Annotated in this window: 20 protein-coding genes; 17 read left to right on the plus strand and 3 right to left on the minus strand. The window is 66.1% G+C overall.

Annotation, left to right across the window (positions count from 1 at the left end; genetic code table 11):
- Window positions 1–73: 73 nt before the first annotated feature.
- The gene (locus J2805_RS02780; RefSeq protein WP_309969119.1) at window positions 74–928 is read right to left on the minus strand and encodes an SGNH/GDSL hydrolase family protein; all 855 of its coding nucleotides are present in this window, start codon (window positions 926–928) and stop codon (window positions 74–76) included.
- Between the two features lie 178 nt (window positions 929–1,106).
- Between J2805_RS02780 and J2805_RS02785 the strand changes: the two genes are divergently transcribed.
- Window positions 1,107–1,364 (plus strand): metal-sensitive transcriptional regulator, encoded by a 258-nt coding sequence (locus J2805_RS02785; RefSeq protein ID WP_309968786.1) that lies wholly within the window; start codon window positions 1,107–1,109, stop codon window positions 1,362–1,364.
- Between the two features lie 67 nt (window positions 1,365–1,431).
- Here J2805_RS02785 and J2805_RS02790 read toward each other — a convergent pair whose 3' ends face one another.
- Window positions 1,432–2,142 carry a FadR/GntR family transcriptional regulator gene (locus tag J2805_RS02790; RefSeq protein ID WP_309968789.1) on the minus strand — a complete coding sequence of 237 codons (711 nt, stop codon included), beginning with the start codon at window positions 2,140–2,142 and terminating at the stop codon, window positions 1,432–1,434.
- Between the two features lie 151 nt (window positions 2,143–2,293).
- On the opposite strand from J2805_RS02790, the gene J2805_RS02795 reads away from it, so the two are divergent.
- The 16 genes from J2805_RS02795 (at window position 2,294) to J2805_RS02870 (ending at window position 20,094) form a co-directional block, all read left to right on the plus strand.
- Window positions 2,294–3,826 carry a four-carbon acid sugar kinase family protein gene (locus J2805_RS02795; RefSeq protein ID WP_309968792.1) on the plus strand — a complete coding sequence of 511 codons (1,533 nt, stop codon included), beginning with the start codon at window positions 2,294–2,296 and terminating at the stop codon, window positions 3,824–3,826.
- A gap of 64 nt (window positions 3,827–3,890) precedes the next feature.
- On the plus strand, window positions 3,891–4,793 hold the full coding sequence (locus tag J2805_RS02800) for an NAD(P)-dependent oxidoreductase (protein WP_309968794.1): 903 nt from the start codon (window positions 3,891–3,893) through the stop codon (window positions 4,791–4,793).
- 225 nt (window positions 4,794–5,018) lie between these two features.
- On the plus strand, window positions 5,019–6,485 hold the full coding sequence (locus J2805_RS02805; protein WP_309968797.1) for a GntP family transporter: 1,467 nt from the start codon (window positions 5,019–5,021) through the stop codon (window positions 6,483–6,485).
- The gene (locus J2805_RS02810) at window positions 6,485–7,369 is read left to right on the plus strand and encodes a class II fructose-bisphosphate aldolase (RefSeq protein ID WP_309968800.1); all 885 of its coding nucleotides are present in this window, start codon (window positions 6,485–6,487) and stop codon (window positions 7,367–7,369) included. Before J2805_RS02805 ends, J2805_RS02810 begins: the two co-directional genes overlap by 1 nt.
- Window positions 7,370–7,458: 89 nt before the next feature.
- On the plus strand, window positions 7,459–7,851 hold the full coding sequence (locus J2805_RS02815) for a DUF1304 domain-containing protein (RefSeq protein ID WP_309968803.1): 393 nt from the start codon (window positions 7,459–7,461) through the stop codon (window positions 7,849–7,851).
- A 94-nt stretch (window positions 7,852–7,945) separates the two neighbouring features.
- Window positions 7,946–9,301 (plus strand): acyltransferase family protein, encoded by a 1,356-nt coding sequence (locus J2805_RS02820; protein WP_309968806.1) that lies wholly within the window; start codon window positions 7,946–7,948, stop codon window positions 9,299–9,301.
- Complete coding sequence (locus J2805_RS02825; RefSeq protein WP_309968809.1) at window positions 9,298–9,654, plus strand: GNAT family N-acetyltransferase; 357 nt, start codon at window positions 9,298–9,300, stop codon at window positions 9,652–9,654. Before J2805_RS02820 ends, J2805_RS02825 begins: the two co-directional genes overlap by 4 nt.
- A 391-nt stretch (window positions 9,655–10,045) precedes the next feature.
- The gene (locus tag J2805_RS02830) at window positions 10,046–10,729 is read left to right on the plus strand and encodes a hypothetical protein (protein ID WP_309968811.1); all 684 of its coding nucleotides are present in this window, start codon (window positions 10,046–10,048) and stop codon (window positions 10,727–10,729) included.
- A 173-nt stretch (window positions 10,730–10,902) separates the two neighbouring features.
- Window positions 10,903–12,873 (plus strand): glycosyltransferase, encoded by a 1,971-nt coding sequence (locus J2805_RS02835; RefSeq protein ID WP_309968814.1) that lies wholly within the window; start codon window positions 10,903–10,905, stop codon window positions 12,871–12,873.
- Window positions 12,870–13,199: an STAS domain-containing protein gene (locus J2805_RS02840; protein WP_309968817.1), complete on the plus strand. Its 330-nt coding sequence runs from the start codon at window positions 12,870–12,872 to the stop codon at window positions 13,197–13,199. The genes J2805_RS02835 and J2805_RS02840 overlap by 4 nt, the downstream gene beginning before the upstream one ends.
- Complete coding sequence (locus J2805_RS02845) at window positions 13,199–13,630, plus strand: ATP-binding protein (protein WP_309968819.1); 432 nt, start codon at window positions 13,199–13,201, stop codon at window positions 13,628–13,630. Before J2805_RS02840 ends, J2805_RS02845 begins: the two co-directional genes overlap by 1 nt.
- 187 nt (window positions 13,631–13,817) lie before the next feature.
- A complete protein-coding gene (locus tag J2805_RS02850) occupies window positions 13,818–15,401 on the plus strand; it encodes a pyridoxal phosphate-dependent decarboxylase family protein (protein WP_309969122.1) in 1,584 nt (527 codons plus the stop codon).
- A complete protein-coding gene (locus tag J2805_RS02855) occupies window positions 15,398–16,840 on the plus strand; it encodes a lysine N(6)-hydroxylase/L-ornithine N(5)-oxygenase family protein (protein ID WP_309968822.1) in 1,443 nt (480 codons plus the stop codon). Before J2805_RS02850 ends, J2805_RS02855 begins: the two co-directional genes overlap by 4 nt.
- Entirely contained in the window at window positions 16,837–17,400 is a 564-nt protein-coding gene (locus J2805_RS02860) for a GNAT family N-acetyltransferase (protein WP_309968825.1), read from the plus strand. The genes J2805_RS02855 and J2805_RS02860 overlap by 4 nt, the downstream gene beginning before the upstream one ends.
- Complete coding sequence (locus J2805_RS02865; RefSeq protein WP_309968828.1) at window positions 17,397–19,256, plus strand: IucA/IucC family protein; 1,860 nt, start codon at window positions 17,397–17,399, stop codon at window positions 19,254–19,256. The genes J2805_RS02860 and J2805_RS02865 overlap by 4 nt, the downstream gene beginning before the upstream one ends.
- 61 nt (window positions 19,257–19,317) lie before the next feature.
- On the plus strand, window positions 19,318–20,094 hold the full coding sequence (locus J2805_RS02870; protein ID WP_309968831.1) for an SDR family NAD(P)-dependent oxidoreductase: 777 nt from the start codon (window positions 19,318–19,320) through the stop codon (window positions 20,092–20,094).
- Here J2805_RS02870 and J2805_RS02875 read toward each other — a convergent pair.
- Complete coding sequence (locus J2805_RS02875; RefSeq protein ID WP_309968834.1) at window positions 20,060–21,160, minus strand: FUSC family protein; 1,101 nt, start codon at window positions 21,158–21,160, stop codon at window positions 20,060–20,062. The two genes, J2805_RS02870 and J2805_RS02875, sit on opposite strands and share 35 nt — an antisense overlap.
- Between the last annotated feature and the right edge of the window lie 87 nt (window positions 21,161–21,247).

Raw genomic sequence — 21,247 nt, forward strand, 5'->3', positions numbered from 1 at the left:
TCGCCGCGGCCATCGGACATCCGGGTCGCGGGGAACCGTGCGTCAGCGCTCAGCGGTCGGGACGTCTCAGCACTCAGCGGTCGGGACCGGTCGGAAGCGGTCCGTGCGGCATCCCCGGCCCGAACACCGGGCCCGGTTCCGGGCGTTTTGCCGTCAGGCCGGGGCCGGCGGGGCGCTGCCGCACCCGGCGCAGCACCCACGGGAACAGGTAATCCCTGGCCCACACCAGGTCACTGCTTCTGGCCTGCCTCCAGCTGCCGGTCGGCAGGACCTTGGGTTGCAGGGGCTGCAGGGTGTGTGGGACGTTCAGTGTCTCCAGCACCATGGCCGCGATGGTGTGGTGGCCCAAAGGGGAGAAGTGCAGGCGGTCCGGATCCCACATTTCCGGACCGGTCAGCTGGCGCAGGCTCCACAGGTCGGCCACCACGCCGTCGTGCCTGGCTGCGATGGTGCGGAGATTTTCGTTGAAAATGGCCACCTTGCCGCGGATGTGGTTGAACACCGGGATGGTCCCCCAGTCCGGTCCGGCAAAGAGCACCACCGTTGCGCCGGTTGCACTGAGCAGTGCTATTGCCGGGTCCAGTTTCTCGGCCAGCTTGTCCGGATCGCCGCCCCGGAACACGAGGTCGTTGCCGCCCGCGGAGAGGGTGACCAGGTCCGGCCTGAGCTCAAGTGCCGGACCCACCTGGTCATCAAGAATCTGCTGGAGCAGCCGGCCCCTGACCGCCAGGTTGGCGTAGGCGAAACCCCGGTGGCCCACGCTCAGCTCTTCCGCGACCCGGTCAGCCCAGCCCCGGACACCGCCGGGGCTCCGCGGCTCCGGATCACCGTAGCCCTCGGTGAATGAATCCCCCAGTGCCACGAAGCGGTTCCACGGATGAGGCACAGGGGTGTGTGCCACGGACGGAGTCCGCGCAGGTCCGGGAATGCTGAACGTGCTCACCTTCCCATGGTGGCCCGCTGTTTCGGCGGAAAACAGGGCCGAAGGGCGCAATTCGGCGGACCCAGCTGCCGCTGTTCGTGATGCTGCATTGCCTCCCGGGAGGCCTAAGGAAATACCAAGGGGGGTATATGATGAAGGGAGTCCTGAAGCCACGGAGGAAGCAATGGAACTCGATCCCGCCGAGATGAAGCCTGTCATCAACCGGCTGCGCCGTGCGCAGGGGCAGCTCGCGGCTGTGACGCGGATGCTCGAGGAGGGCCGCGACTGCAAGAGCGTGGTCACGCAGCTGGCCGCAGTTTCCAGTGCCCTGGACCGGGCCGGATTCTCCATCATTGCCACCGGCCTGCAGCAGTGCATGCAGCAGGAGGACCCCAGCCTGGACAAGGCTGAACTGGAGAAGCTCTTCCTCTCCCTCGCCTAGCAGGCACCGGCAGCAGGCCGGCGTGAGCCTGACCCGGGCGGGCCGGCGTGAGCCCGGCCCGCACGGGTCAGGCGCTCTTCGCCTCCAGGACGTACGTCTTCAGGTCGTCCAGGGTCTGCTGCATGTGGGCGTCCATGGCCCCGCGGGAGCGCACGGCGTCGCGTGATTCAAGAGCCTCTGCAATTGCCTGGTGGTGTCCGATGGCGTGCTCCTGGATGTCCGGGAACTTGGACGTCTGCGTCCGGCGCTTCTCCAGTACCCGGTGCAGCGGTTCGAACAGGACGGCCACAAAGACGTTCTCGGAGGCTCGCAGGATTACGTCATGGAAGGCGAGGTCCGCTTCCACGAATGCGGGCAGATCGTCCGACTGGTGAGCCCTGCGCATGGCCGCCACATAGCCGTAGAGGGTCTGAATCTCGGCGTCGCTGATGCGTCCGGCCGCCAGTTCACAGGCCCCGGTCTCCAGCATCCGGCGGAGCTCAATGAGCTGGATGGCCGCGGACGCGTCATTCTTGCCCTCCGAAGCGGCGCGGAGGACTGCCTCCAGCGAGGCCCAGCGGTTGAGCGGATTGACGAAGGTGCCCCGTCCCCGCTCCACGCTCAGGATGCGCTGCGCTTCCAGGGTCTTCATCGCCTCACGCACGGTCATGCGGCTGACTTCGTGTTTCGCGCTGAGTTCAAGCTCGCCGGGGACGCTGGCTCCGGGCGGGAACTCGCCGGCAATGATCCGGTCCAGAAGTTCATCGGCCACCACGCCGACCAGTGATTTCCGTGCCAATTTTCCCCGTTCCGCGCTGAGCGACGATTTGTCCGACAAGTCTACTTGCGCGTCCCTGTGCCTTGTGCCACACTAGCATTCAAATGTTAGATGTCAGACATCTTACAAATACCTAACCGCAGTAGAGATTTCATACACAACGGAGTGCAAAGTGCCCTTTGAAGCAGATGTACTGGCCGCCTTCCCGGCAGAGGTCGAGATTCCCGCTGAGCTGGTTGCCAACGCTGTCGCGGCGTCGTCGGCAGCCTCGCCCCGAGTGCTCGTAGTGCTCGACGACGACCCCACCGGCACGCAGTCCGTTGCGGACCTGCCGGTTCTCACCCGCTGGGACGTCGCCGACTTCACCTGGGCCTTCGCCCACATCCGGGAAAACAAGACCAAGCCCGCCGTCTACGTGCTGACCAACACCCGCAGCCTGGACCCGGCAGAGGCCGCCGCCCGCAACGAGGAAATCGTCCGCAACGCCCTGGCCGCCGCCGGGGCAACCGGGGGAGAAGGCGCCGATTCCATGCTCCGCCTGGGGTTCGTCAGCCGGAGCGATTCCACCCTTCGCGGCCACTACCCGCTGGAACCTGACGTTATTGCCGCCACCATTGCCGCGGCGACCGGCGAGGTCACCGACGGCGTCGTGATCGTTCCGGCATTCCCCGACGCCGGCCGCGTCACCATCGGCGGAGTGCACTACATGCGCGGCACCGGAGCGGACACCGGCAAACTCACTCCCGTGGCCGAGACTGAATTCGCCAAGGACGCAAGCTTCGGCTTCGCCAACTCCGAGATGGCCAAGTATGTGGAGGAAAAGTCACAGGGCCGGTTCGCCGCTGGCTCCGTGATTGTCCTGGACCTCAACACCATCCGTGCCGGCGCCGCCGCAGGAGACCCCGCCATCTCTGCCAAGGCCATCGCGGATGCCATCGAATCCGCCACCGACTCCACCCCGATCGTGGCGGACATCGTCACCGAAAACGACTTCCGCGCCTTGGCGCTTGGCTTGGAAGAAGCAGAACACCGCGGCAAGAAGCTCCTCTACCGCGTGGGCCCGCCCTTCGTTCGCGGCCGCATCGGCCAGGAAATCCGCACAGCGCTTACCTCGGACGAGGCCTACGCCGGCAACACTCCCTCCACCGCCGGGGGCCTGATCGTGGTCGGCTCGCACGTCGGTGTGACCACCCGCCAACTCAAGGCCCTCACCGAACAGCACAGCGCCGCACGCATCATCGAGATCGACGTCGAACGTCTCCTGGCCGAGACCGACACAGCTGCTGAAAACGCAGCGGATGGCTACATCGGCACGGTAGTGGCCGACGTCGTCAGCGCCCTTCGCGAAGGCGACGTCATCCTGCACACCAGCCGCCTCCTGATCAGGACCGACGACGCCGCCGAAAGCCTGCGGATAGCCCGTACCGTATCCGCTGCCGTCGTCGCCGTCGTGAACCGCACGCTCAAGACCTTCCCGCCGCGCTTCGTGATCGCCAAGGGCGGCATTACGTCCTCTGACGTCGCCGCGCACGGCCTGGAAATCCGGCACGCGATTGTCCGCGGCCCCATGCTCCCGGGCATCGTCTCGCTGTGGGAGCCGGTGGACGGCCCCGCCAAGGGCATCCCGTACATCGTGTTCGCCGGCAACGTGGGCGATGACCAGTCCCTCGCCGAGGTCACCCGCAAGCTCAGCAACACCTTCTAGTCCGCACCGGCTCCCCGGGCCGGGGCCCTCGCCGGCGTGGGCCCAAATTTCACAGGAGAACATCATGACCACCAGCACCTACACCGTCACCGTCCTGGGCCTCGGCGCCATGGGACTGCCCATGGCCACCCGCCTGGCCAGCCAGCTCACCGTCCACGGCTTCGACATCGCCGAGCCGCGCCTGAAGCTCGCTGAAGAGGCCGGCATCCGAACCTTCGCCACCGCCCGCGAAGCTGCCAAGGGAGCCGACGCCGTGCTCCTGGCAGTCCGCAACGGTGAACAGCTCAACGACGTCCTCTTCGGCGAGAACGGCGTGGCCTCCGTGCTGGAGCCGGGCGCCGTCGTGATCCTGGGCAGCACAGTCGGCACCGAAGCCATCCCGGCCACCGTGGCCAAGCTCGCCGAATACGGCGTCGAGCTCGTGGACGCACCGCTGTCCGGCGGCCCCAAGCGCGCCGGCGAAGGCGACCTGCTGATCGTCGTTGGCGCTTCGCCGGAAGCCCGCGAAAAGGCGGCTCCGGCGCTGGAGCTCCTCGCCTCCACCCTCACCGTGGTGGGCGACAAGCCCGGCGACGGCCAGGCCCTCAAGACCGTCAACCAGCTCCTGTGCGGCGTCCACATCGCCGCCGCCGCCGAGGCCCTGGCCCTGGCCGACGCCCTCGGCCTGGACCAGGAAAAGACCCTCAAGGCCCTCGAAGCCGGCGCGGCCGGATCGTTCATGCTCTCCAACCGCGGCCCCCGTATCCTCGAGGCCTACACAGAGGAAGGCGCCGAGGTCCTGTCCCGGCTGGACATCTTCGTCAAGGACATGGGCATCGTGGGCAAGGCCACCCGCGCAGCCGGGCTCGCGGCTCCCGTTGCCGCCGCGGCCGAGCAGCTGTACCTCCTGGGCCAGGCACAGGGCCTCGCCGCAGCCGACGACTCCGCCGTCATCAAGGTTGTCGCCCCCACCAAGCGGACCGCCTAACCACCCGCCCCTCAGGAGTTCTTGTCCGGATAACGCGACTTCGGACGCCTTTTGGCGCCTTTATCCGGACAAAAACTCAGGACAACTAAAGCCCGACGACGGCGGTCCCCCCTCCGCCGTCGTCGTACCTCCCCAGCGTTCCCCTTCAAGAGCGTCCCCAACAGAAATAGTTAGCGCCTGATTGCCCGTCTTCTGGAAGACTGGCTCGTCAAAGGAGACACCGTCATGAACCACCTGATGAACCCCCTGATAGTGCGGGCGGCTGACACCCCCGCCATCAAACCGGCAGTAGAACTTGGCACCCCACTGCTCCTCACCATTGCTGCCATTGGCATCGCCATCCTGCTGGTGATGATCATCCGCTTCAAGATCCAGGCCTTCGTGGCCCTGCTGACAGTGAGCATCCTGGTGGCCGTGGCCTCGCAGATCCCGCTCAAGGATGTTTTCACCGTTGTGGCCAACGGTGTGGGCGGCACCATGGGCAAGGTGGCCCTGCTGATTGCGCTGGGCGCAGTGCTCGGCCGGATGATCGAAGTCTCCGGCGGCGTCCAGTCACTGGCCTCCCACTTCACCGAAAAGCTCGGCGCCAAGCGGGTGGCGGTAGCCCTCACCGCCGTCGGCTTCCTGGTGGCCATCCCGGTCTTCTTCGAGGTGGGCATCATCGTGCTGGTCCCCATCGTCTACGCCTTCGCAAAGATCGCCAACGTCCACCCGGTCAAGTTCGGCCTGCCCATGGCGGGCATCATGCTCTCCATCCACGTCGCCGTGCCGCCCCACCCGGGCATCGTCGCAGGCGCCGGTGTGTTCGGCGCAGACATCGGCCTCATCACGCTCATCTCGCTGCTGATCTGCATCCCGCTCGGTTTCCTGTCCTACTGGGTTGCCAGCATCATGAACCGCAAGGATTATGAGCTTCTCCCGTCCGTCAAGGCCCAGGTGGAAGAGTTCGGATCCGACTCCCTCGTGAAGGTCGGCCACGACGGCCCCGGCGCCGCCGCCATCGCCCCGCCGCGCCCTGCGCTGATCATCTTCCTGATCGCCGCGCCCATCGTCCAGATCCTCATCGGTACCCTCGGCACGCTCACCATTCCCAAGGACAACTCCTGGTACGGCCTCGCCGCCTTCATCGGCAACCCGTTCTTCGCCCTGCTGGTGGCAGTTGGCCTGTCCTTCTTCCTGTTGGCCGTCCGCCGCAACTGGTCCCTGCGCGAGACCGGCGAGATCTTTGAGGGCGCCCTGCCTCCCATCGCCTCGATCCTGATGGTTGTGGCCGCCGGTGGTGTCTTCGGCGAGGTCCTGCGGACCTCCGGAATCGGTGCCGCACTGTCCCAGACCCTGGACCACCTTGGGCTGCCGGTCATCGTGCTCGGCTTTGTCATCTCCCTCGCCCTGCGTGCAGCGCAGGGTTCGGCCACCGTCGCCATCGTCACCACCACCGGCCTCCTGACCTCGGCCGTGGCTGAAGGCGGCTACACACCCGCCCAGATCGCCGTGCTGGTCATCGCCATCGGCTTCGGCTCGCTCGGCCTGTCGCATGTGACCGATGCCGGCTTCTGGACCGTGGTCCGGTACTACGGGCTCACGGTGTCCGACGGCCTCCGAACCTGGACCGTCCTCACCACCATCCTGGGCCTGGCGGGTTTCGCCCTGACCTTCGTCGCCTGGATCCTGGTGGGAGGCCTGAGCGCCTGATGCGTGCCCGACTCGACCACCTGGTAGTTTCCGCCCTCCAGCAGGGTGCAGCCGTCCCGGCCTTCACCTGCTACGACTTCACCACCGCCCTGGCCGTGGTGGAGGCGGCGGAGGAGGCGGGCCGCGGCGCCATCCTGCTGGTGGCTCCCAAGACGGCCGCCACCCCTAACGGCCTGCGGCTCATTTCGGCGCTCCGCGGGCTGGCGGACTCTGCCGGTGTTTCCATCGCCGTGCAGCTGGACCACGCCTCGGACCTCCGGGTGATAGCCGACGCCGTCGCGGCGGGAGCGGATTCGGTCCTGGTGGACGGATCGTCGCTGCCGTACGAGGAAAACATCGCGCTGGTCCGCGAAGGGCGCGCCGTGCTGGCAGCGCAAGGCCACGCCGACGTCGTGATTGAAGCGGAACTGGGCGGCCTGGCCGGCGACGAGGACCGTGCGTTCGGCGTGGACGCGCCCGGGTCCGCCGTCGTCGAAGCGGGCGCAGGCGCCGCCGGGCTGACCGACTCCGCCCAGGTGGAGGACTTCGTCTCCCGCACCGGTGCGCAGCTCCTGGCCGTGGCCGTGGGCAACGTGCACGGCAAGTACAAGGGGGAGCCGCAGCTGCGCTGGGACGTGCTGCAGGACATCGCAGTGCGCACCCACATCCCGCTGGTCCTTCACGGCGCCTCCGGCATTCCGGCCGAGGAACTGGTCAAGGCCGCCGCCATGAACGTGGGCAAGGTGAACTTCAACACCGAACTCCGCACCGGCGTGCTGGCCACCTTGGAGGACCAGACGCCTTCGTACCGTGCCGACGGTGAGAACCTCCAGGGACTGCTCGCGACGTGGAACGCCTCGGCCAAGGGCTTCGCCGCCGGAGCCCTGTCCACCCTCACGAAGTAGGAGTTTTTGCCCACATAACGCGACTTCGAGGGGCATAATCCCGCGATGAATGGACAAAGACTCCGGGCGGGGGAGGCTAGGATCGAGCCATGATCCCGGCCTCCCTCGTTTTCGCGTTCATCGCTGCCCTGCTGCATGTCTACATCTTCACGATGGAGTCCCTCACCTGGACCCGGCCGGCCACCTGGAAGCGCTTCGGCGTCGCCTCGCAGGCCGACGCCGAGACCACCCGACCGCTTGCCTACAACCAGGGCTTCTACAATCTCTTCCTGGCCCTCGGCGCGCTGATCGGTGCCGGCGCGGTCCTCCTCGGCCAGCCGATGGTCGGCTGGACCCTCATCTTCACGTGTTGCGGTTCCATGCTGCTCGCTGCCGCCGTCCTGGCACTGACCGGACGGAAGTACCTCCGTGCGGCCGCCACGCAAGGCACGACGCCGCTGCTCGCCGTCGTGCTCGGCCTCCTGGGGCTCTTGCTCAGCTGATCGCCGGCGGTGCCGCGCCGTTCTGGCCCTTGGCGGACACCCGGCGGACAATGGAAGGTACGCAGAGAATCGATCCGCGTCCGTAGGGAGCGCAATGGGTGTTCCGCAGCAGCAGCCGCCGCATCCGGCATGGTCAGGGCAGGCAGGCGAAGTGCAGGACCCGCCCGCCCCGGAACGCGACCTGGTGATCGACCTCGCCCGCTTCTTCTGCCTTGCCCTGGTGGTGGTGGGACACACCATGATGGTCAGCCCCGTGCTCCACGCAGACGGGACGGTGAGCACCGAAAATACGCTCGCCCGGCAGGAGTGGTTCGAGCCGATCATCTGGATCTTCATGGTGATGCCGCTCTTCTTCGTGGCCGGCGGCATCACCGGGCTGCAATCCTGGCGGCGGCTCAGGGCGCGGGGCGGCACGGGCTTCGAGTTCGCCCAGGCCAGGCTCCTGCGCCTCATCCGCCCGGCCGCCGCCTTACTGGCTGTGATGTTCGCCGGGCTCTGGGCGGCACGGCTGTTCGGCGTGGAACCCCAGGTAGTGGAGCTGATCGTCACCGGTGCCGGGATGCCCCTCTGGTTCCTCGCCGCGTATCTGGCAGCCCAGCTGAACATCCCATTGCTGGCATCGCTCCATGACCGTTCCCCATGGCTTGCACTGGCCGGACTCACTGCGATGGTGGTGGCGGTGGACTGCCTCCGCGGAGGCCTGCCCATCCTGGCCTATGCCAACATCATCTTCCTGTGGTGCGCCGTCCAGCAGCTGGGCTTCATCCTCGCCGACGCCCCGGCACACAAACCCAGTGCCTCCACGCTGGTGGGCATCATCATCGCAAGCAACCTCCTGCTGGCGCTCGTCACGGGCCTCGGGCTGTACCGGGGCAACATGCTGGTAAACCTGAACCCGCCCAATTTGTGCCTGCTGATTCTCGGTGTGGCCCAGGGCGCGGCGCTGCAGCTCGCCCGCCCTGTCCTCACCGGTGTGGCCGCGGCCAAGTGGGTCCGGGCGGTGGTGGGGCTGGCCGGACGGCGGGCCATGACCGTCTATCTGTGGCACCTGCCGCTGCTGGCCGCCATGTCCGGGCTCCTCCTGCTCACCGGCTTCCCCAAACCGGCGGCGGGGACCGCCGGATGGTGGTGGTCACGGCCGCTGGTCCTGTTCGGCATCGTGGTGCTCCTGGTGCCCGTGCTGGCCGTCTTCGGGCGACTGGAGGAACGGCCGACGGCGTCAGCCCACTCCCGCCGCCGGCCCGCCGCCGCTGTGGTGACCGCCGTCGTCGTTGTCTTCATCCCGGTGGCTGACGCCGCGTTCAACGGGCTGACGCTTGGGCTGCTGGGAGGAGGCGCGGCATGCTTTGCCTTGGCTGTACTCCTTCTGGGCCGCATCCCGGTGGCCGCGGCGGGCGGGACCAAAGGACCATTGCCACCGCCGCCTTTAAGTGCCAATGTCGAACCATGACGGAGAACACGGTATCCACTGAAGACACGTTCAGCCCGGACGTCACCACCATCCGCAACGATGCCCTCCACCGCTACGAACTGCACGTGGGCGACAAGCTGGCGGTTCAGTCTCGCTTCATGGACAGACCGGGGCACGTGGACTTCATCCACACGGACACCGCAGAGGATTTCAAGGGACAGGGGCTGGCAAAGGTGCTGGCGCATTTCGCCCTGGACGATGTGGTGTCTTCAGGGAAGCGGATCATCCCGCATTGCCCCTTCATTTACGCCTACCTGAAGAAGCACGACGCCTACGAGCAGTTCATCGACTGGCCGGACCAGCCGCCCACGGACGAAATTACCGCTTCCTAGGCGCCGGGCTTGGCGGTCATGCGTTGGCCGCCGAACAGGCCCTCTCGTCGAACCAGTCGTCGAAGTGCGTTGCCGATCCGTCGGCAGCGAATGATCCCACCAGGTTTTCCGCCATGTCCTTGGGCCTCTGGCCCAACTGACTCGCAGATAACGCTCCTAAAACGGGTTTTGACGACGTTAACTGCGAGTCACTTGGGTAAGGGGCCGCGGACGCGCCGGCGTGACTTCGTTCATTCTGCACGCCCAAGCCTGGCCTGCGCCGATGAACCTGCGCCGATGAATCCGGGCCGACTCACCCGGGCCCAACTATCGGCTTGTGGCGTGAGCAACAATTTCGTAAGGTTTAGGTGAGTTATGAAGCTGGCTCTTGGAAGTCTCTATAGGAGAAGCCTTGAACCATAAACTGCGTGTGCTGGTCCGTGTGGACATTGATCCCGGACGGGTAATCCTCGAAGTCAGCGGCTGCCTGACGCAGGCCAACTACCCTGTTCTGCTGCACATCATGCGCCGGGGGCGCCGGCTCTCGCCGGAACAGGACATCACTGTAGACCTCCACAATGCATCACACCTGGACCCGGAAGTCCTGATGTACCTGCGCCACATTGCCGCTCGGGCGGCTGAAACCAACGGCAATTCCGAGGCCGGGGCCGGCGACTCCGAGGCATTCCGCCTCAGCCTTGCAGAGCCCGCGGAATTGCCCATTTGCCTTCAGCACGCGGGACTGGCAGGAGGCGAAGAGGCTGCCCTGGACGGGGAGATCAACGCCCTCCTGGACGGTGAAGCCGCTTCCGTGCCCGACCCCGACGGAGTCCTGGCCGCCGCGGGGGAGCAGCGCACCATCAACGGCCTGGAGCTGTCCGAATACCTTGAAGGGAACATGGACCCCGCCGCAACAGTCCGGGCCATGTCAGACAGTGCCCTCAGCAGGTTGGCCGATGCCCTGTACCGGCATTTGGATACCCGCAACCCGTCGTTTGGTGCCCACACCTGGTACGAACTGGCAGCGGAGGAGCTCCACCAGCGGCACCTCACCGAACCTGAAGGCCCGTCGCAGGAGGAAGTCGCCGCGAGCTGAGGATTGGACCCGTTTCGTCGGACCAATTTCGCCTTAGCCGTTTTCACGGCGGGCGGATAAGGTTGGACTGATTCAGGACAGTCCGTCTGGTCCGCTCCATTGGTCTCAACCCGGAGCCGGATCCCTATCGGGCGGCTGGCCGAACCGACGAGGATCCAGGGGGCAGCCGGGTTATGACATCGCGGCAGCTTGCCATCCGGCTGATTGTCCTGGCCACGGCAATCCTGGGCCTGAACTACATCATTTGGCGCTGGATGGTGTCCATCAACTGGGAAGCCTGGTGGATCGCCCTACCGCTCGTCCTTGCCGAGACGTACTCCCTGCTGGATTCCCTGCTGTTCGGCGTCACCATGTGGCGGTACCGGCAACGGGACACTCCGCCGCCACCGCCTGCCGGCCTGACTGTGGACGTGTTCATCACCACCTACAACGAGCCGCTGGACCTCGTGATGGGAACGGCGCGGGCCGCCAAAAATATCGAGTACCCGCACCGGACCTGGATCCTCGACGACGGTAACCGGGCCGAACTGCGGGCCATCGCCGAAGCGGAAGGCATCGGCTGGATCACCCGCTCGGAGGACTGGGCCAACCGGCCGCGCCACGCCAAGGCCGGCAACCTCAACAACGCGCTGCTCGCCACCGACGGCGAATTCATGCTGATCCTGGACGCCGACCAGATACCGGATCCCAGGATCCTCGACCACACGCTGGGCTATTTCAACGACCGCAGGATGGCACTGGTGCAAACGCCCCAGGTGTTCGTTAATGTCCCGCCCCACGATCCGCTGGGCAGCCAGGCGCCGCTGTTCTACGGACCCATCCAGCAGGGCAAGGACGGCTGGAACGCTGCCTTCTTCTGCGGTTCGAATGCGATCATCCGCCGGGAAGCCCTGATGCAGCTGGGCGTCATGCGCTACGTCTCGGAAACCGAGCTTGCGCTGAACAAGGCACTGCGGACGGCGGACAAGGTGGTGGCCAAAGCGAGGCGCCAGCTTGGCCCCGGGCAGGAACGGCTCGCCGCGGCGCTGTCCACGGTAGCGGCGGACCTCCGGCAGGTCCGGCGTGAGCTCAGCGAGGGGCAGGCCATTGCCGATGTGACCTACCGCTTCCAGGCGCGGGTGGATACCGTCGCGCGGAACCTGGTGGCGGAGGATTTCGCGGCACTGCACGCGGAGCTGAACTCCATCGAGGGGCTGTCCCGGACCATCGACGTGGACGGTTCACTCGCCGTCGTGGACGACGTCGCCCTGGACAGGCTGTCGCAACGGGACTGGTCCCCGCTGGGAGCGGTGGAAACCGTCCGGGTGCTGATCGATTCCGTCAACGCCGAGAAAGCCGGCGAGGCGCAGGCCGTCATGCCCCTGGCCACCATCTCTGTCACCGAGGACATGGCCACCTGCATGCGGCTGCATTCGCTCGGCTGGGAATCGGCCTACCATCACGAGAAGCTGGCTGACGGACTGGCCCCGGAGGACCTGGATTCGATGCTGACCCAGCGGCTCCGGTGGGCGCAGGGCACCATGCAGGTCATGTTCCGGGAGAACCCGCTGCTGCAAAAAGGGCTGAGCCTGGCCCAGCGGCTGATGTACCTGGCCACCATGTGGAGCTATCTCGCCGGTTTCGCCGCAGTGGCCTATATCGCCGCCCCGGTCATCTACCTCACGCTGGGAATCCTGCCCGTTCAGTCGCTGAGCAATGAGTTCTTCCTCCGGCTCATCCCCTTCCTGCTGATCAACCAGGTCCTCTTCCTCGTGGTGGGCAGGGGGGTGAAGACGTGGCGCGGCCAGCAGTATTCGCTGGCCCTGTTCCCCACGTGGATCAAGTCCGTCACCTCCGCGTTCGGGAACGTGTTCCTGGGCCGGGATCTTGATTTCCGGGTCACGCCCAAGACGCTCCAGGCACGCAAACGGCTGCCCTGGCACCTGGTCCGGCCCCAGCTGATCGCCATGGCCCTCCTGGTCCTGGCCGCCCTGGTGGGTGTCGTCCGGCTGCTGCTGGGCCAGGGCGACATCCTGGGCAGCTCCGTCAACTTTGCGTGGATTACCTTTGACCTGCTGATCTTCAGCGTGCTCATTCAGGCCGTTCGCTACCCCGGCTACGATGCCTGGCTGGACAGCAACAAAAAGAAAGAAGGAAGTCTGTGATCGAATTCAACAATGAGACCCTGGCCAATGGAGTGGGCGTGATCCGTCCTGTCGGGCGGCTCAACATGGTCTCGGCGCCGCACCTCGGTGCCAACATCGACGCGCTGATCAGCGATGGCACGGTCCGGCTGGTGGTCGACCTGGCCGGTACCGACTTCATTGACTCGTCCGGCCTGGGTGCCCTGATTACGGGCCTGAAAAAGACGCGGCAGGCCGGCGGCGACCTTCGCCTCGCCAACCCCACGGCCCAGATCACCGCGGTCCTGGAAATGACCAACCTGAACAAGGTGCTGCAGCCGGTCGCCTCCGTGGACGGGGCCTATTGATGGGCCGCGAGTTCAGCCTGCGCGCAGCAGCAGTTCCGGAGAGCCTGGAGCTCATCCATGACCTGCTCCAGGAGCTGTGGGAAGGTGAACCCGGCATCGACCTCATGGACCGAATCCGGTTCGAAACCGCCCTGATAGAAGTGGCCTCCAACATTATTGAGCATTCGCGCCCGGCGGGCACCGACCCGGTGCGCCTGGTCCTGGCCGTGGAGTGTGCGCCGGAGCGGCTCTATGCAGAATTCACGGACAACGCCAGGCCGGCCGGCATAGACCTGTCCGCCGCCGAACTGCCGGATGACCTGTCCGCGAGCGGACGCGGGCTGGCCCTTGCCAAAGTGGCCCTGGACCAGTTTTCCTACGCCAAGGAGGACGACGGGAACCGGTGGACCCTGCTCTGCCGGCGCAAGTCGGCGGCCGCCGCCCCCCAGTAGCCGCATATTCTGCCTCAACCAAGGCCCACGCGACAGTCAATGACGTTCCCTTAAGCAGCAAAAACATTGGAATTCCGCGGATTTATCAATTAGCTCACAAAAGTTTGACTAAAAGGTTCCCCTAAGTAAGGCTTGCCTTGCTACTTTAGCGCGCCCCCAACCGCCTACCTAAGGAAAACCTGTGACGCTGTTGCCCCGTGTGGATGATGAGATCCTGGACCTGCCTGCCCCGACTGCCGGGCATGATTTCGGCTCCCGGGTGGAGCTCGCCCTCGCTGCCACAAACCATCTGTTCAACTCCCGCAACGCGCCCCGCTATGTGGCGCAGGTGCTCCAGGGCGTCAATGCCGTGGCCACCAAGCTGGAGCGGACAACCAGGCCGTTTACCGGCGTCGGGCCCGAGGAACTCAAAGCACGCGTAGGCGCCGTCGACCTGGACCGGCCGCTGCCGGACACCGCAGCGGCACTGGCGGAACTCGAAGAGGTCTACCTGCAGGACGCCGTCTACTTCCACGACGCGAAGTACGCCGCCCACCTGAACTGCCCCGTGGTCATCCCGGCGCTGGTGGGGGAGAGCATCCTCTCCGCCGTGAATTCGTCCATGGATACCTGGGACCAGAGTGCCGGCGCCACCATGATCGAGCGCCGGCTCATCGATTGGACAGCGGAGCGGCTGTCCCTCGGTGACGCGGCGGACGGCGTCTTCACCTCCGGCGGCAGCCAGTCCAACTTCCAGGCGCTGCTCATTGCTCGCAACCACGCCGTCGCCGGGCTGCGGAAGCTTCCCGGCAATGAGACCCTGCGGCTGCCCGGCCTGTTGGACAAACTGCGGATTTTCGCTTCCGAGGACAGCCACTTCAGCATCCGCAAGTCCGCGTCGATGCTGGGGCTGGGATACGACGCCGTCGTGCCGGTTGCGTACGGGCCTGACCACCGCATGGACCCCGCCGCCCTGGCCGCGGCGCTCGCGGAGACCGCCAGTTCCGGGCTGGTCCCGATGGCCGTGGTGGGAACCGCCGGGACAACCGACTTCGGCGCCGTGGATCCGCTTGCCGAGCTGGCCGCGCTCGCCAAGGCCTACGGCGCATGGTTCCACGTGGACGCCGCCTACGGAGGCGGACTGATGGTCTCCAACCGCTATGGGCACCGCCTGGAGGGCATCCGGCTGGCCGACTCGGTCACGGTGGACTACCACAAGACGTTCTTCCAGCCCGTCAGCTCCAGCGCCCTGCTGGTGCGGGACAGGTCCATGCTGCGGCATGTGACCTACTACGCGGACTACCTGAACCCGGAGAGCGCTGCGCTGGCGGACATCCCCAACCAGGTGGACAAGAGCATTCAGACCACACGCCGCTTTGACGCGCTCAAGCTCTGGCTCACCCTGCGGATTATGGGAGCGGACGCGGTGGGGGCCCTGCTCGACGAAGCGATCGACCTTGCAGCTCGCACCGGGCAGGCGCTGAACGCCGACCCCGACTTTGAGCTGGCTGCCGAACCGCAGCTCAGCACGCTGGTGTTCCGCTACCGCCCGGTCCTGGCCGACGGGACCCGCCTGGACGAGGATGCGGCGGACACCCTCAACCCCGCCATCAGGGCAGCAGTCTTCGCCTCGGGAGAGGCTGTGGTGGCCGGCACCAAGGTGGCCGGACGGCACTACCTGAAGTTCACCCTGCTGAATGCCGAGGCCACACCCGAAGACATCAACGCGATCATCAGCCTGCTCCGCACCACCGGCGCAGCCCTGCTCGCCGGACAGGAGGCCGCAGCATGAGCGCCGGGTCGACTTCAGCGAACTCCGCCGCAACCGGCACGGCCAAAGGCCGGATCTACGACCTTGCCGGAATCGGCGTCGGGCCCTTCAACCTGGGGCTCGCCGCGCTGACCGCGCCCGTGGAGGGAGTGGACGCGGTGTTCCTGGAACGCCGCGAGTCGTTCGACTGGCACCCCGGAATGATGCTGGAGCCCGCCCACCTGCAGGTCCCCTTTATGGCCGACCTTGTGACGCTGGCGGATCCTACCTCCCCGTATTCATTCCTGAACTTCCTCAAGCAAACCGGCCGGCTCTACCGCTTCTACATCCGGGAAAACTTCTACCCGCTGCGCGCTGAGTACAACCAGTACTGCCAGTGGGTGGCAGGCCAGCTCGATTCGGTGCGGTTCGGCACGGACGTCCGGGAGATCACGTACGACGACGGCGTGTACACACTGTCCGTGGAGGGTCCCGCGGGGCCCGAGGTGCTGCGCGCGCGGCGGCTGGTGCTGGGCACCGGAACGTCACCGTATGTTCCGGCGGCCTGTGACGGAATATTCGACTCGGCGGCCAACGGCAGAGGGGGACTTGTCCTCCACAACGCCGACTACCTGTCGAGGAAGAGTGAGCTGCAGAAGCAGCGGAGCGTCACCATCGTGGGCAGCGGCCAGAGCGCGGCAGAGATCTATTACGAGCTGCTGCAGGAGATCGACGTCCACGGGTACCAGCTCAACTGGGTCACCCGGTCCGGCCGGTTCTTCCCGCTGGAATACACCAAGCTCACCCTGGAAATGACCTCGCCGGAGTACGTGGACTACTTCCACGGGCTTCCGCAGGAACAGCGCGACGGCCTCATCAAGAGCCAGAAGAACCTGTACAAGGGCATCAACTCCGAGCTCATCGATGCCATCTACGACCTCCTGTACACCAAGAGCCTCTCCGGAATCGTGGATACCCGGCTGCTGACGCACTCAGCGCTCACTGATGCCTCATGGGACCCGGCAGCCGGTTCGCACACCTTGCAGCTGCGGCACGAGGAACAGGGCGCTGACTACTCGCTGGACACCGAAGCCGTGGTGCTTGCCACCGGCTACGGCTACCGCGAACCGGAATTCCTCGCCGGCGTGCAGGACCGGATCGCACGGGACAGTACCGGCAGGTTCGCCGTCGAACGCAACTACAGCACCGGCGTCGAACCCGGCGAGATCTTCGTCCAGAACGCAGAGCTCCACACGCACGGCTTCGTTACGCCGGACCTTGGGATGGCGGCCTACCGCAACTCCTGCATCCTGCGCGAGATCACCGGCCGTGAGGTCTATCCCGTGGAACGCAGCATCGCGTTCCAGCAGTTCGGCGTGCAGGCGCAGCCGGAGTTCCCGGCCGGCGTCCGCGAAAGGGACGTCCGCGAAACCGGCGTCCGCCAAACTGACATCGCTGAATCAGCGGGGGTGCACGCATGAGGTTCACCTTCCGTTGCTTCGACCCGGAGGCTGACGCGCAGCTCCTCCACGGCTGGGTGTCCCAGCCATACGCCGCCTTCTGGGGGATGCAGTCTGCCACGGTGGAGGACGTTGTGGAGGAATACTCCAAGATCCAGGCAACGGGGCATCACCATGCCCTGCTGGGGCTCGACGACGGCGTCCCCGCCTTCCTCATGGAGGAATACCTTCCGGTCCTCTCGCCGCTGGCGGGCGTCTACGCCGTCCAGCCGGGGGATATCGGGATGCACCTGCTCGTCGCCCCGCCGGCCGGTCCGCCGCGCACCGGCTACACCGCCGCCGCGATGGAAGCCGTCCTGGACAGGCTCTTCGCCAAGGACAAGGTGGAGCGCGTCGTGGTTGAGCCCGACGCCCGGAACCACAAAATCCATGTCCTGAACGCGCGGCTCGGCTTCCAGCCCGCCGGCGAAGTAACCCTTTCGGACAAGCAGGCGCTCCTGAGCTTCTGCACCCGTGAGTCCTTCCACTCGGCCCGCGCCGCCCTACATTCATCCCCGATCCACCAGGGAGCAACGCTATGACCACTGCTGAACTTGAATCCGTCCTGACCGCAGGCAACGCCGCAACCCACCTGACTCCGGAACGCTGGTCTGTTGCCAACCGACACCTCGTCCGGAAGGCGCTCGCCGAGTTCTCCCACGAACGGATCCTCAGCCCTGAACGGATCAGTGCCGGGGAGCCGGCCGGGAGCGCGGGCCATTCCGATGATTACCGGGTCCTGAGCGACGACGCGTCGGTTGAATACCGGTTCTCCGCCAAGGTCCTGCAGCTTGACCACTGGTCCGTCGATGCTGCTTCGATCAGATGCAGCCGCGATGGCCAGGACGCGCCCCTGGACGCGCTCCGTTTCATCACCGAATTCCGTGACGCCCTGGGAATCCGGGAGGAGATGCTCCCGGTCTACCTCGAGGAGATCAGCAGTACGCTCTCCAGCCACGCGTACAAGCAGTGGATGGGCCAGCCGTCGTCCGCTGAACTGGCTGCCGGCGTAACCGGCGGGGCCGATGTCGCCACGGACTTCCAGACCATTGAACGCAGCATGACCGAGGGCCACCCCTGCTTCGTGGCCAATAACGGCCGGCTGGGCTTCGGCATCACCGACTACCGTGCCTTTGCGCCGGAAACCGGTGCCCCGGTGCAGCTGGAATGGATCGCGGTCCACCGGACTAAGGCTGTGTTCACCTCCAGTGACGGGCTGGACTACGCCGCCCACCTTGACACCGAACTGGGGGCCGGGACCCTGGCCTACTTCGACGCCGAACTCGGCGCGCTTGGCCTGGACCCGGCCCGGTATTTCCTGATGCCGGTGCACCCGTGGCAGTGGGAGAACAAGCTGACGGTGACTTTTGCCGCGGAAATCGCCCAGCAGCACATTGTCCACCTCGGCATCGGGGCGGACAGCTACCAGGCCCAGCAGTCCATCCGGACCTTCTTCAACACGGCCGCACCGGAAAAGGCCTACGTCAAGACCGCCATGTCCGTCCTGAACATGGGCTTCATGCGCGGGCTGTCGCCGCAATACATGAAGGCCACGCCGGCTATCAATGACTGGCTGCAGGAGCTGATCGTCGGTGACGAGGCGCTGCAAAGCCGGGGGATGGCCATGATCCGCGAAGTGGCTGCCATCGGCTACCACAACGGGTACTACGAGGAGGCCTCCGCGAAGGGCTCGCCGTACCGCAAGATGCTGTCCGCCCTGTGGAGGGAAAGCCCACTGCCGCTGCTCGAGGACGGACAGCAACTGGCCACCATGGCCTCGCTCCTGCACGTCGACGCGGCAGGCAAACCCATGGTGTCGGCTCTGATCGAACACTCCGGGCTGCAAGCGGGGGAGTGGTTGCGCCGGTATTTCGAGGCGTACCTCGTCCCGCTGGTGCACTGCCTGTACCGCTACGAGCTCGCGTTCATGCCGCACGGCGAGAACGTCATCCTGGTCCTGGAAAACGGCGTGCCGGTCCGGGCGGTCATGAAGGACATCGCCGAGGAAATCGTGGTGATGGGGGACAGGCTCGACCTGCCCGAAGAAGTGTCCCGGATCAAGGCCGACATTCCCGACGGCGAGAAGGTCCTGGCCATCTTCACCGATGTGTTCGACTGCATCTTCCGGTTCCTCGGCGCCCTCCTCGAAGAGGACGGTGTGCTCACCGGCGACGAGTTCTGGCGCATCGCAGCCGCAGCCATTCACGGCTACCACGCGGAACATCCGGAACTCGCTGACCAGTTTGCCCGCCACGACCTGTTCGCGCCGGATTTCCAGTTCTCCTGCCTGAACAGGCTGCAGCTGCGCAACAACCAGCAGATGCTGGACCTCACCGACCCGTCCGGAGGCCTGCAGATGGCCGGGCGGCTGGAGAATCCGCTGGCGAAGTTCGCCTAAGGTAGTTCCTCCTGCGGGCCCGCCAGCAGCGCGGACGGGCCCGCAGGGCTAGGATCTTGCCATGACGGAACAAGTTCCCGGACCCACGGCCCTCATAACCGGCGCCACCGCAGGCCTTGGCGCCGAGTTCGCCCGCCAGCTCGCTGAGCAGGGCCACCACGTGGTGCTGGTCGCCCGTGACAAGGAGCGGCTGCGGGCAGCCGCTCATGAACTGGAGAACAACTACAGCATCACAGCTGAGGTGCTTTCCGCGGACCTGACGGACGATGCCGGGGTGGCCGCCGTCGTCGAACGCCTCTCCGATGCCGCCCGGCCGGTGGAAATCCTGGTCAACAACGCCGGTATCGGGCTGCTCCAGCCCTTCGACAAAAACAGCCTGGAGGAGGAAAAACGGCACCTCCGGCTCCATGTCCAGACTCCCATGGAACTGTGCCATGCAGCGCTGGAAGGCATGCTGGCGCGCCGTTCAGGCAGGATCATCAATGTGGCAAGCGTCGCCGCCTTCGCCAACCGGGGGACCTACTCGGCGGCGAAGGCCTGGCAGGTGACCTTCAGCCGCTGGGCCAATCTGGCCTACGCCGGGAGCGGTATCAAAGTAACGGCAGTATGCCCGGGCTTCACCCACACCGAATTCCACGACCGCATGGGCATGGACAAAACCGTGGCCCCGCGCTGGCTCTGGCTGCACGCCGACCGGGTGGTCCGGGAGGGCCTGGAGGACAATGACCGCGGCCGGGCGGTGTCCGTCCCCACGAAGCGGTACAAGATAGTAGCCGGCGTTTCCCGCATGCTGCCCGCGCGGTTTACCTCGGGTCCCGCGAAGCGGCCCGCCAAATAGCCTTGCGTGCTCGGTGAGCCTGGCTCCGCGGCCTGACCAGCACAATAACCAAAATCCCGATAACCGCTCCGACGACCGTTTCCACGGCACGTTCCGTGATGAGGACGTACGGATCCGCCGGAGCGGCAAGCTGGGTCATCAGCAGGATCACGGGAGTGAAGGACACCATGGCCAGGCCATAATGCCGGGTCATGAACAGTTCGGTGGTGAACTGGAAGACGATCACCAGCAACGCCAGCACGGCGGCTTCCGCCCCCGGGAAAGCCTGCATCGGAGCCCACGGGACCGGAAGAAGCACGACGGCGACCAGCACCAGCCCGAGGAAAGTCCCCATGATGCGGTGGAGCCCGCGGTGCACGCTGCTGGGCAAGTCGGCCCCGGCGAGGGGAACGGCGGCCGCCGCCATGGCCCAGTGCGGGTGGCCGCTGCCGCTCAGCACGCCGATGGCGCCGGCGGCTCCAACAGCCATGACGTATCGTGCCGCATGGATGATGGCAGCCTGCCTGCGGGGTCCGCGCAGGGGCGTCGCGGAACGAACCGCACCAGGCTGCCACGCGCGGCCGCGGATCCAGCCGCCAAACCCTATCACCAGTGAAAACGCGGCGGAAGCAGCGGCGATCAGCAGCGCAGCGAACCAGGGAACAGTGGTGGGGACGGATGCGCACGCTCCCAGGGCCAGGATGCCGAAGAACGGGCCGTTGGGCTTTAGGTTCACCTTGTCCGAGAACACCGACCCGACGCCGGCCAGCGCGGCTTCCACGCCCACCAGCCACCACGAATGGAGGTGGTTGACGGACAGGAAGATGCCCACGCCCACCCCGCTGAGCAGGACCAGCGCGGCCTGTGCCTGGTGGACGAGGCGTAGCTGGTGGGGCTCGGACCGACCGTACATCCCGGTCAGGGCGCCGAAGACGGCGTAAATGATCAGCTCCGGGCGGCCCAGGAAAAGGAGGGCCAGAGACGGGACGGCGACGCTCACGGCGACGCGAAGCGCTGATAAGTGATCGTTGTTTGCCGGCCCCAGCCTGTGCAGGGCGCGGAGATGCCGCAAGAGAGCGCTACTCATGCGTACCTCCGTTTCCTTTGCGGGGACTCTTCCGACGTGGACCCTTTTGCGTGAACTGCCGTCAAAAAGTCTGCCAGACGCGCGAGA

This window comes from Arthrobacter oryzae (assembly GCF_031454875.1).
Taxonomy (GTDB): domain Bacteria; phylum Actinomycetota; class Actinomycetes; order Actinomycetales; family Micrococcaceae; genus Arthrobacter; species Arthrobacter oryzae_D.

Coding starts and splice junctions, on each gene's coding strand:
- J2805_RS02785 (WP_309968786.1), top strand. CDS start 1,107: ATGGAACTCGATCCCGCCGAGATGAAGCCTGTCATCAACCGGCTGCGC.
- J2805_RS02800 (WP_309968794.1), top strand. CDS start 3,891: ATGACCACCAGCACCTACACCGTCACCGTCCTGGGCCTCGGCGCCATG.
- J2805_RS02805 (WP_309968797.1), top strand. CDS start 5,019: ATGAACCACCTGATGAACCCCCTGATAGTGCGGGCGGCTGACACCCCC.
- J2805_RS02810 (WP_309968800.1), top strand. CDS start 6,485: ATGCGTGCCCGACTCGACCACCTGGTAGTTTCCGCCCTCCAGCAGGGT.
- J2805_RS02815 (WP_309968803.1), top strand. CDS start 7,459: ATGATCCCGGCCTCCCTCGTTTTCGCGTTCATCGCTGCCCTGCTGCAT.
- J2805_RS02820 (WP_309968806.1), top strand. CDS start 7,946: ATGGGTGTTCCGCAGCAGCAGCCGCCGCATCCGGCATGGTCAGGGCAG.
- J2805_RS02825 (WP_309968809.1), top strand. CDS start 9,298: ATGACGGAGAACACGGTATCCACTGAAGACACGTTCAGCCCGGACGTC.
- J2805_RS02835 (WP_309968814.1), top strand. CDS start 10,903: ATGACATCGCGGCAGCTTGCCATCCGGCTGATTGTCCTGGCCACGGCA.
- J2805_RS02845 (WP_309968819.1), top strand. CDS start 13,199: ATGGGCCGCGAGTTCAGCCTGCGCGCAGCAGCAGTTCCGGAGAGCCTG.
- J2805_RS02855 (WP_309968822.1), top strand. CDS start 15,398: ATGAGCGCCGGGTCGACTTCAGCGAACTCCGCCGCAACCGGCACGGCC.
- J2805_RS02860 (WP_309968825.1), top strand. CDS start 16,837: ATGAGGTTCACCTTCCGTTGCTTCGACCCGGAGGCTGACGCGCAGCTC.
- J2805_RS02865 (WP_309968828.1), top strand. CDS start 17,397: ATGACCACTGCTGAACTTGAATCCGTCCTGACCGCAGGCAACGCCGCA.
- J2805_RS02870 (WP_309968831.1), top strand. CDS start 19,318: ATGACGGAACAAGTTCCCGGACCCACGGCCCTCATAACCGGCGCCACC.
- J2805_RS02875 (WP_309968834.1), bottom strand. CDS start 21,160: ATGAGTAGCGCTCTCTTGCGGCATCTCCGCGCCCTGCACAGGCTGGGG.